The sequence below is a fragment of the Brenneria salicis ATCC 15712 = DSM 30166 genome (assembly GCF_003315515.1).
Lineage (GTDB): Bacteria > Pseudomonadota > Gammaproteobacteria > Enterobacterales > Enterobacteriaceae > Brenneria > Brenneria salicis.
The window spans coordinates 1-10,004 of record NZ_QNRY01000073.1 but is presented as its reverse complement, the minus strand read 5'-3'; the positions used below and the strand labels follow the sequence as shown (position 1 = coordinate 10,004).

The following is a 10,004-nucleotide window of genomic DNA, read 5'->3' as shown; positions in this document are numbered from 1 at the left end:
TCGCCTTGCCGGTAGCTATCATCAGCACGTGACTCAACCTGAACCGTGCTGGTACGTTCACCGACCGGAATGGTGAGGGTCTGGTCATTACTCAGCGTAATGACCAGCGGGCTGCCAGTCACCGGCGCGCCGATGGTGGCGGTGACGATAAATGCGCCGCCTTCAGTAACCTGGTTATCCGAACTCAGAGTTATAGCGGTCATATCGACGTCATCCACCACGGTTGTAGTGGTGGTACTCGTCGTATCCAACGCTTGATAATTGCCGCCAACCGTATCTCTGATACCGATGGTCAGCGATTCATCGCCCTGCTGGTAGAAATCGTCGCCGCGTGTCGCAATCTGTACCGAGCCGGTTCTTTCACCGACCGGGATAGTGATGATCTGGTTATTACTCAGCATGATCACCAACGGGCTGCCGGTCACCGGTGAACCTACCGTGGCTGTCACGGTAAATGAACCGCCTTCGGTAACCTGGCTGTTCGAACTCAGCGTGATTACGTCACTATTTCCCGTGTTTCCTTCAGAAAGTTGCGTGTTCGTTAATGATTGTGGGTCGGCGTCATCGAATTCTTCTACCTCGTCGGTCGCGAAACCGATTCCTTGCGTCGGATAACCGACCGTCACATCAACAATCTGTCCGGTCAGGTCAAGCTGCACGGTCGTGTGACTACCGCCGCCATCGCCGGCCTCGCCAGTGTTCTCATTGTCTGCAGCAGTGGCTTCAAGCACTTGCGTCGGGTCCGCGCCCTGTTCAATAGCGGTCTGCAACGCGGCAACATCATCCTCTGCGTCTTCTGTTTTCTGCGGTGTTGCGCCCGCGACATCGCTCCAGCGGCTATTGCGGCCTAAATCCAGAGTACGTCCATCTGGCAATGTTATAGAAACTGCACCATTGTCACCGGTCACAATTTCTTCACCGCTATAAATGCGATCGCCCGCGGTCAATAACCGCTGACTCCCATCCAACGCAACGACGAAGACCTGACCGATAACGAATTTGATGATACCGATTATGCTATTCACAATAGCTTCCCCTTGATATCTATAGTTATTTATGGTGCATATGAATCTTGATAATTATATTTCGACATCAGTGCAGATAAATTGAATTGCTGTGTGTCATCCTGACTAAATTATTGAGACACCGCTATAATTTGACTTTCTTACGTGTCAAGCACTTGACTCGATGACTGATATAATAAAAAATTCGGAATATTCTTTCCAGAAGTTTACTTAGTAAGTGTAAATAATAATTCTGGATTCATCAAAACGCTTTTAATTATCATGCAATGCATTGTTTTAATATAACTTTTTCAAGAAATTTAATAGAATCCTTAATATAATTATTCAATTAATTAATAGGAATAATCACAAATCAGCATTTCGAAGGAAATCAGCATGATCAAACGTAAATATAGCGTGGCTTTAATGCCGCTTATTGCTGCTTTTACTAATACGGTCAGCGCCGACACTATTCAGGAAGCAATTACACACACACTCAATACCCACCCTGAAGTCAGTGCATCAATGAATAGTCGCTTTTCAGCCGAGCATGATCTGAGGGCCGCCAAGGGAGCTTATCTGCCTTCTGTGACATTAAATGCGGGGACTGGGCGAGAGGAAACCGACAGTAACTCGACGAGATCCAGCGGTAATCATAAAGTTGAACTGACACGCAGTGAATCCAGCGTCAATCTGAACCAAATGGTATTTGATGGTTTTGCGACATCCAGCGACGTTGCCCGGCAACGCGCTACCGTCAATTCCCGCGCCTACAATGTGCTAAACACCAGTGAAACGACTGCACTGGACGCAGTACAAGTTTACCTCTCCGTCTTGCAACGCAGGGAGTTTGTCCGGCTCGCTGAAGACAATCTGGCCAGCCATGAACGTATCTACGATCAAATCAGGTTGCGCAGCGAACAAGGCGTAGGTCGTCTGGCTGATCTGGAGCAGGCGGAAGCGCGTCTCGCCCAGGCGCGGAATAACGTTTTGACGGAAAAAACCAACCTCGATGATGCCATAACCAATTATCTGAGCGTGGTGGGCAAAGAACCCGACAATCTGATGCTGCCGGACAGCGCCACCCTCTCCATGCCAGCATCTCTGGAAGAAGCGCGGCGCATTATGCTGGCAAACAGCCCGGTGTTGAAATCTGCTGAATCGGATGTTGAAGCCACTGAAAAGCAATATGAAGCGTCCAGGTCGACATTTTACCCACGAGTCACGGTAGAACTGGCGCGCAGTATGGACGATAACATCGACGGCGCGCGCGGTCATAACAGCGAATGGCAGGCGATGCTGAGAATGCGTTACAACTTGTATGAAGGCGGATCGGGCAAAGCCAATATGGAATCAAAGGCGTACCAGATCAAAGAAGCACAGGATATCAGGAATAACGCCCTGCGCACGCTTGACGAAGAACTGCGACTTGCCTGGTCCGCATTGAATAACTCGCGTCAGCAGCTTCCCATTGCGGCGGAATATGCCGATCGCAGTATGAAAGTTCGCACCGCCTATCAGAAACAATTTAGCCTGGGCGAAAGAACGCTGCTGGATTTACTGGATAGTGAAAATGAATTATTCACCGCGCAACGGCGCCTGGTGGAAGTGCGTTTTATTTCACTCTTTACCGAATACCGCATAAAGTCGCGCATGGGAGATCTGTTGAACAGTTTATCCATTCCCGCGCCTGCGGCGGGTAAGAGCCTGACCAACGTGACTACCCGTGCAGAGTTGCCCAGTCTAAATTAAGATTATGAATATCCCGATACGGGTGAAGAAACATGATTATTTGTATACGTCATGGATATCATCAATAAAACAGCGAATGACAACCTTCCGCCAGACGCTTATCCCTGACGGTAATTGGTGTAATAAAAAACGTGAATAATGCGGCATCATCAAGTAATGAGCACCGGTTTTGCCGGGAAGCATTAGTTTGCATATCGTCAGTTGCAGAGATCGCCTAGCGTAAGGGAAAGTGCCGTCAAATGAAGTTAAATTCCACCCAAGACGAAAGTCATACGCCACCCGACGAACCGCTGGTCCATGAACATAGCGATCCTCGCAGCCGCCATGATGATCCATTATTGGATGGCTTGCTGATCCTTTGCGCTTTACAGGGAAAACCCGCCAGCCGCACCACGTTGACCGCTGGTCTTCCCCTCGCCAATCAGCGTTTATCCGTCAAACTACTCCCCCGTGCGGCTGCCCGCGCCGGTTTACAAGGCAGAGTGCTTAAACGATCGCTGAACCAAATTCCAGTCATGTCTCTGCCGACCATGCTGTTATTGCGCGAAGGAAGAGCCGCTATTCTATTGGGCTGGAACGCGGATGGCAGCGCCCGCATTCTGCCCAGTGAAACCGAAGGCGGGGAAATTTCGATCGACCACAATACATTGCAGCAGAACTACCTTGGCCTGGCGATGTTCGCCCAACCTCGCCATCAGTTCGACATTCAACATGATTCATTGATTCCCCGAACCAAATCCTGGTTCAAGGATACTCTTAAGCTTTCGCGTTTCCTGTATATGGATGCCGTGCTCGCCAGCCTGCTGATCAATATCATCGCGCTGGCCACGCCGTTATTCGTTATGAATGTTTATGACAGAGTGGTTCCCAATCAGGCAACCGCAACCCTATGGGTGTTAGCTATCGGTATTACCGGCGCGTTTTTCTTCGATCTGCTATTAAAAACCCTGCGGGGGATTTGCCTGGATATGGCGGGGAAAAAAACCGATCTGATCATTTCCGCCACCCTGTTCGAACGCATCACCGGCATGTCGATGAAGGCCAGACCAGCGCGCGTCGGCAGCTTTGCGCAAAACATTCATGAGTTTCAGTCGCTCAGGGATTTTCTTTCTTCATTGACGCTGACAACGCTGATTGATTTCCCGTTTACTCTGCTGCTGTTGCTGGTGATCGGGGTCATCGGCGGTCCGCTGGTCTGGATATCGATCCTCGCCTATCCTATTGCTTTGCTTACCAGTTGGGCCTTGCAAAAACCGCTTTCTTCCACCATTGAGAAAACCATGCATCTTGCCAGTGAACGGCAGGCAACGTTGATTGAAACGTTAAGCGGTCTGGATGCAATAAAAGTCAATAATGCGGAAAGCGAACGGCAACATCAGTGGGAACAGACCATTGGCAACCTCAGCAAGCTCGAACTGCGGGCAAAAGCATTATCATCATTAGCGGTTAACCTGACGCTTTGGTTCCAGCAGTTCGCCGGCGTCGCCATGATCGTCGCTGGCGTTTACCTGCTGATTAACGGCAATCTCAGTATGGGCGGATTGATTGCCTGCTACATGCTGAATGGCAGAGCGTTGATGCCGCTGGGCCAACTGTCAGGCTTGGTGACCCGTTACCAGCAGGCATCCTTGACGATGACCACCACAGAGCAAATGATGCAGCTGCCGCAGGAGCGCAGCGATAATGAACGTCCGCTCAAACGGGAAAGTATTCGCGGCGCCATTGAGTTTCGCGATGTCACCTTTAATTATCCGGAACAGAAAAACAGTTCCTTGCAAGGCGTCAATCTGCGCATCGCCCCCGGTGAAAAAGTAGGCATTATCGGACGAAGCGGTTCCGGTAAAAGTTCGCTGCAAAAGCTAATCGTCAATCTTTATCAACCATCGACCGGCAATCTGCTGATTGATGGCGTGGATGCGCGCCAGTTGGATGTCAGCGATTTAAGACACAGCATCGGCTATGTGCCGCAGGATATACAACTGTTCAGCGGCACGCTGCGCGATAATCTGATCAGCGGCGCGTGTTATATCGAAGATGAAGCGATGCTGCTGGCGGCGGAAATTGCCGGGGTGAATGAATTCGCCCGCCTGCATCCCGATGGCTATAACCTTCAGGTTGGTGAGCGCGGTCAACAACTCTCCGGCGGTCAGCGTCAGGCGGTCGCCCTGGCCAGAGCATTGTTGCTCGATCCCCCGATTCTGGTTTTAGATGAGCCCACCAGTTCGATGGATAACACCAGTGAAGATCGATTGAAGCAGACATTGGCACCCATTCTCGCTAACAAAACCCTATTACTGGTGACGCATCGGGCCTCCATGCTGACGTTGGTCGATCGTCTGGTTATTTTTGATAAAGGCCGCATTATTGCCGATGGTCCAAAAGCCATCGTAATGGACGCCTTGAAGAAAGGACAAATCAATGCGTCTCGCTAACTACATTCAGCACATCAAACGCTATTTTGTCGGAAATGATGACCAGGATAATCTTCAGACGATGCCGGAAGTCAACCGGGCGATGATCGAAGACTCACCCAGAGTCGTCCGTATTACGCTGTGGACTATTGGGGCTTTTTTCCTGTTTTTCATCCTGTGGGCGGCGTTCGCTGACATTGATGAAGTCACCCGCGGCAGCGGAAAGGCGATCCCCTCATCGAGACTGCAAAAAATCCAGAATCTTGAAGGCGGTATCGTCACAGAAGTCTTTATTCACGAAGGACAGATCGTTAACGCCGGCGACCCGCTATTACGTCTGGACGATACCCGGTTTGCCTCGAATGTCGGCGAGACGGAAGCCGATCGTCTGGCGCTGGTTTTAAGAATCGAACGTCTGAACGCCGAAATCAACGATCGTGAACTGGCTTTATCAGAAGAAGCCTCCGTACAGGCGCCGGAAGTGGCTAACGGAGAGCGTGAACTTTATAACAGCCGACGCCAGCAATTTCATAATGAGATATCCGGCCTCGAAGAACAGTTGGTGCAACGCCGTCAGGAATTACGGGACTATTCCGCCAAGCAGATCCAGTTTCGCAATAGCCTGAATTTGTTGCAGCAGGAAATCAGAATGTCGGAGCCGCTCATCGCCGAAGGCGCGATTTCTAAAGTAGAAGTGTTGCGTTTACGACGGGCCGAGGTGGAAATCAAAGGCCAACTCGACTCCGTCATCCTGTCAATACCCAGAGCGGAGTCGGCAATAAAAGAAATTGAGAACAAAATTGAGGAAGCGCGTGGTCGCTATAAAAGCGATGCGTTATCACAGTTGAACGAAGCGCAAACCAATCTGAACAAGCTCACCGCGACTGGCAAAGCGCTGGAAGATCGGGTAAAACGCACGCTGGTGGTTTCTCCGGTGCGCGGTATTATCCAGCAGATTATGGTCAACACCATTGGCGGCGTTATTCAACCGGGGAGCGACCTGGTCGAAATTGTCCCGCTGGATGACAAACTGCTGGTTGAAGCCAGAATTCGTCCACAGGATATCGCGTTTTTACATCCTGGTCAGGAAGCGATTATTAAACTGACGGCTTATGACTACACCGTTTATGGCGGGCTTAAAGGCCGGCTTGAGCAGATCAGTCCGGATACCGTAACCGATGAAGAAGGAAATAGTTTTTATATTATTCGGCTACGCACCGATAAAAACTATTTGGGTACAGAGGAAAAACCACTGCTCATTATTCCTGGTATGGTGGCATCGGTCGATATCATCACCGGTAAGAAGACCATCCTCAGCTATCTGTTGAAACCCATTATCCGTGCAAGGGCTGAAGCATTGCGAGAAAGATAATCGAGACGATTTGAATAGCCCGCAATGGACGAGGCCCAACGGAAGGGCCGAGTAAACTGACAATAGGTGGGAAGATTAAAGATTATTCACGTCATGATAGATTTGAGTCTGACTTCGACCCATCGCTTTTGCCTGATACATTGCAGAATCCGCATTAATTGCCAGGGTTAAAGAGTCAGTACCATGCTCCGGGTAGAGGGCAATGCCGATACTACAGGATATATCAAGCTTTTTCCCATCAATTTCAAAGGACTCATTTAATGCGTTATGTATTTTATCGGCAACATATAATGTATTTTCAACCTCTTTAATTCCTTGTAGCAGGATAATAAACTCGTCACCACTGCGTCGATAGACTGTATCGGAATCCCTTACCGCGGCACGCATCCGCGCCGCCGCTTCTTTTAAAAGCAAATCGCCGACTGCATGGCCAAAAGAATCATTTATCTGTTTAAATTTATCCAAATCGAGGAACATCAGCGCAATTTTTCTGCCCGTTTGTTTGGACAACAATATTGCCTGCTCCATCTGTTCGGCAAACGTTAAACCATTTGCCAGTGAGGTCAGCGAATCATAGTGTGCTAATTGACGATAATGTTCCTCGCTTCGGCGCAACATATCAATCGCCCGATAGCGTTCAATGGCGATAGAAATCAGTTGCGCTGATTTCTCTATAGAGAAAATTTCCTCTTCTGTCGGAACGTATACTTTGCGATGATAAACACTTAATACGCCCAATATTTCTTTATTTTGTCCATAGATTGGCTCAGACCAGCATGAACGCAGACCGGCGTATAATGCCAATCCTTTATGCAAAGACCAGTCCGGGTGGACAGAAATATCGTCCGTGATCACTCTTTTCCCCGTATACGCCGCAGTGCCGAACGATGCAACGCCGTCAGCAATCTTCACATTATGGATAGCATTTTTATAGAAACCAGGCAAACTTGGTGCCGACCCTAAAGTCAGGCATTTTTTATCTTTATCAACCAGCAACACTGAACAGACAATACGACCAGGATTTTTTTCTTCGACGCTAAATACAATCGCATCAAGAATATCTTTTAATGGCGCGCCGCTTGATAATAGTTCTAATGCGCGATTATAGGAATTATCATGATGTTCTTGTGACTTTCTTTCTGTGATATCCAACTTTACACCAACGTATTGGGTTGAATTAGCCGCCTTATTATATATTTTAACGATATTCGCTTTTTCCCAATAAAGTTGACCATCCTTGCGACGGTTAATAAATTCACCACTCCAGATATCACCTTTATTTATGGTCGTCCACAAATCTTCATAGACACTGACGTTGGTCATCCCTGATTTTAATATATTTGTTTTTTTACCAATAACTTCATCCGGCATATAACCAGACATGGTAATAAATTGACGATTCACGTAAATAATCTCACAATTTTCGTCCGCGATCATAATAGAAGCAGGGCTATATTCTGCCGCGAAGAAAATCATGCTGAGAAAATCTTGTTTTTTCTGCTCTGTAGTAAAATTTTTTTTAATTTTTCTATTCTTTACAGAAGAAAACAATAGCAGCAACAACAATATGATTATTATAATTTCATACACAATAGCACTCTCCTCAGGCCCGAGCGATCCTGATCGTACAAGTCGCAACATTGATGACGGAAAATCCCGGTCACAAACCCCAATCCCATCGATTTACAGGATTGGCACATTTCCGGAGAGCAGAAAGGATGAAAAGAAAAATGCTCCATATAGCTGGAGTGGTTAGATACATAGAAACGTCAGCATAAAGCCCCCGCATATGACTGTGCGCGAATAAGAACAACAAGATAAAAAAGTAGCTTAATTGAATATTAAGTAATTGTTTGCGTTATAAGTGCCACTAATGGAATAAAATACGCCAACAAATACATGGTGATATATTTTGAACATCAATTTTTTGTAAGCAAATCAATTATACCAATAAGTATCATTCTTTTAATCAATAAAATCTATCACAAAATGATTTTCGATCGTTATCGGCGAATACTATTATTTTTTATCATTAAAAATCAGAAGTTTAAAACAAAGTCGAAAATCCTTCAACACTCAAAGCGATAAGAAGGCCAATGAATACTTAAAAAAGTCATAAAATTCATTATTTTGTTTTACATCCAAACAAAAAACCATAAAACTCATAAAATAAAAAATAAAACAACAATAAAATACAACAAATAAGAATATACATTGTTTTCGTTGTTGAAAGCTTGCTTATTTAGCAAAATTCGCCGTTCGATAATAAGAAGATTTTATAGAAGTGAAGGAAGTCAGAAGAACAAGAAAAATAGAAAAGAAAGGCAGGACTCGATTACATCAAAACGATATGGTCACCACGTTATTCACCCTAAAGCTCCAATTTCAGCGCCTCGAAGTTATCAAACGGTTGAGGTCGAGAAAGGTAGTAACCCTGAGCTGCATCCGCATGGGAGGCTTTGACTATCGCCCACTCTTCTTTTGTTTCAATTCCCTCAATTACCACATAGTTGCAAAAACGCGTAAGCAACGCGATTAACGCTGGAAAAACCTCTCGTCCTTCCCTACTTTGTTGCAGCAGAATAAATAACTCCCGCGCCACTTTAATACAGTCATATTGCGCCAGCATAAGTGATGAAAAATTCGCCATCCCGCAACCAAAATCATCCAACCAAAGCGTCTGCGCCTCAGGAAGTTTAGTCAGGATTTCCTTTGGCAATCCTCCCTGATTTTCCACCATTTCGAAACGAATCCACGGCATAGAGGAAACCAATCGCTTTGCTTCATGGCTTTTCTGTAAAGCCAGTAGCGTCATGCCGTCGATATTCACGGATGCAACCAGATCGTCGCGGATAAAACGCAATTGCCAGTGAGACAAAAGTTGCAATTGTTCAACAATAATCTGTAAACGGGCATCGACATTAATATTGGCAAAATATTTTTCAGGTGAGATAAATTTTTGCGGCAAGGTAAGAGAGGAAACGGAGGTGAGCAACTCGATAGCCATCAGTCTACCGGATGTTCGGTAAATTGGCTGGAAAGTATACCGCCGCTGGCATTCAAGCCAATAATCAGCGTCTAACGGCTCAGTGCTTCCTCGATGGGAAAACAATACTCCAAATTGATCCAGATCACCTTCCTGCTGCACTATGAATTCCGCCATTAGACTGACACTTATTAGTTATAAAAATAATATCATTCGGATATATATCGTTATCGACGCGCCTGAAACAAACTTTATCGGTGAAAATGATTAAATCCATACTGTTTCTCCCACAAGATAGGGAAACCTGTTCCATAGGTTAAATTTATCTTATAAATCAGATAATTGATTTATTTTCACCACAAGAATAATAACCGATGGATACAGTCTAAATAACTGATCCTAATATCGCTACATTTTTACCAACCCATGATTCCCACCGGGGAATGGGCTGACAGTATTCATAAAGTGACGCCCTTTTT

At 46.4% G+C, this 10,004-nt stretch carries 6 protein-coding genes; 3 read left to right on the top strand and 3 right to left on the bottom strand.

Annotated features, from left to right (window positions below; genetic code table 11):
• Nucleotides 1–1,025 (bottom strand): retention module-containing protein (locus tag DES54_RS18520; RefSeq protein ID WP_147247328.1); only part of this gene is annotated, 1,025 nt, incomplete at its 3' end.
• Between the two features lie 375 nt (nucleotides 1,026–1,400).
• Between DES54_RS18520 and DES54_RS17935 the strand changes: the two genes are divergently transcribed.
• From DES54_RS17935 to DES54_RS17925, 3 genes are all read left to right on the top strand, one after another.
• Entirely contained in the window at nucleotides 1,401–2,756 is a 1,356-nt protein-coding gene (locus DES54_RS17935) for a TolC family outer membrane protein (protein WP_169050427.1), read from the top strand.
• 239 nt (nucleotides 2,757–2,995) lie between these two features.
• Nucleotides 2,996–5,188, top strand: a complete 2,193-nt coding sequence (locus DES54_RS17930; protein ID WP_113869703.1) for a type I secretion system permease/ATPase — start codon at nucleotides 2,996–2,998, stop codon at nucleotides 5,186–5,188.
• A complete protein-coding gene (locus DES54_RS17925; RefSeq protein WP_113869702.1) occupies nucleotides 5,175–6,539 on the top strand; it encodes an HlyD family type I secretion periplasmic adaptor subunit in 1,365 nt (454 codons plus the stop codon). Before DES54_RS17930 ends, DES54_RS17925 begins: the two co-directional genes overlap by 14 nt.
• A gap of 75 nt (nucleotides 6,540–6,614) precedes the next feature.
• Here the strand turns inward: DES54_RS17925 and DES54_RS17920 are convergent, their stop codons facing one another.
• Both DES54_RS17920 and pdeH read right to left on the bottom strand, forming a co-directional pair.
• The gene (locus tag DES54_RS17920; protein ID WP_113869700.1) at nucleotides 6,615–8,129 is read right to left on the bottom strand and encodes a sensor domain-containing protein; all 1,515 of its coding nucleotides are present in this window, start codon (nucleotides 8,127–8,129) and stop codon (nucleotides 6,615–6,617) included.
• 781 nt (nucleotides 8,130–8,910) lie between these two features.
• Nucleotides 8,911–9,702, bottom strand: coding sequence for a cyclic-guanylate-specific phosphodiesterase (gene pdeH, locus DES54_RS17910; RefSeq protein ID WP_113869696.1), 792 nt, complete (start codon nucleotides 9,700–9,702; stop codon nucleotides 8,911–8,913).
• Between the last annotated feature and the right edge of the window lie 302 nt (nucleotides 9,703–10,004).

What these genes read in the sequence shown, in the direction of transcription:
- DES54_RS17935 (WP_169050427.1), top strand. Translation starts at nt 1,401, where the DNA reads ATGATCAAACGTAAATATAGCGTGGCTTTAATGCCGCTTATTGCTGCT.
- DES54_RS17930 (WP_113869703.1), top strand. Translation starts at nt 2,996, where the DNA reads ATGAAGTTAAATTCCACCCAAGACGAAAGTCATACGCCACCCGACGAA.
- DES54_RS17925 (WP_113869702.1), top strand. Translation starts at nt 5,175, where the DNA reads ATGCGTCTCGCTAACTACATTCAGCACATCAAACGCTATTTTGTCGGA.
- pdeH (WP_113869696.1), bottom strand. Translation starts at nt 9,702, where the DNA reads ATGGCGGAATTCATAGTGCAGCAGGAAGGTGATCTGGATCAATTTGGA.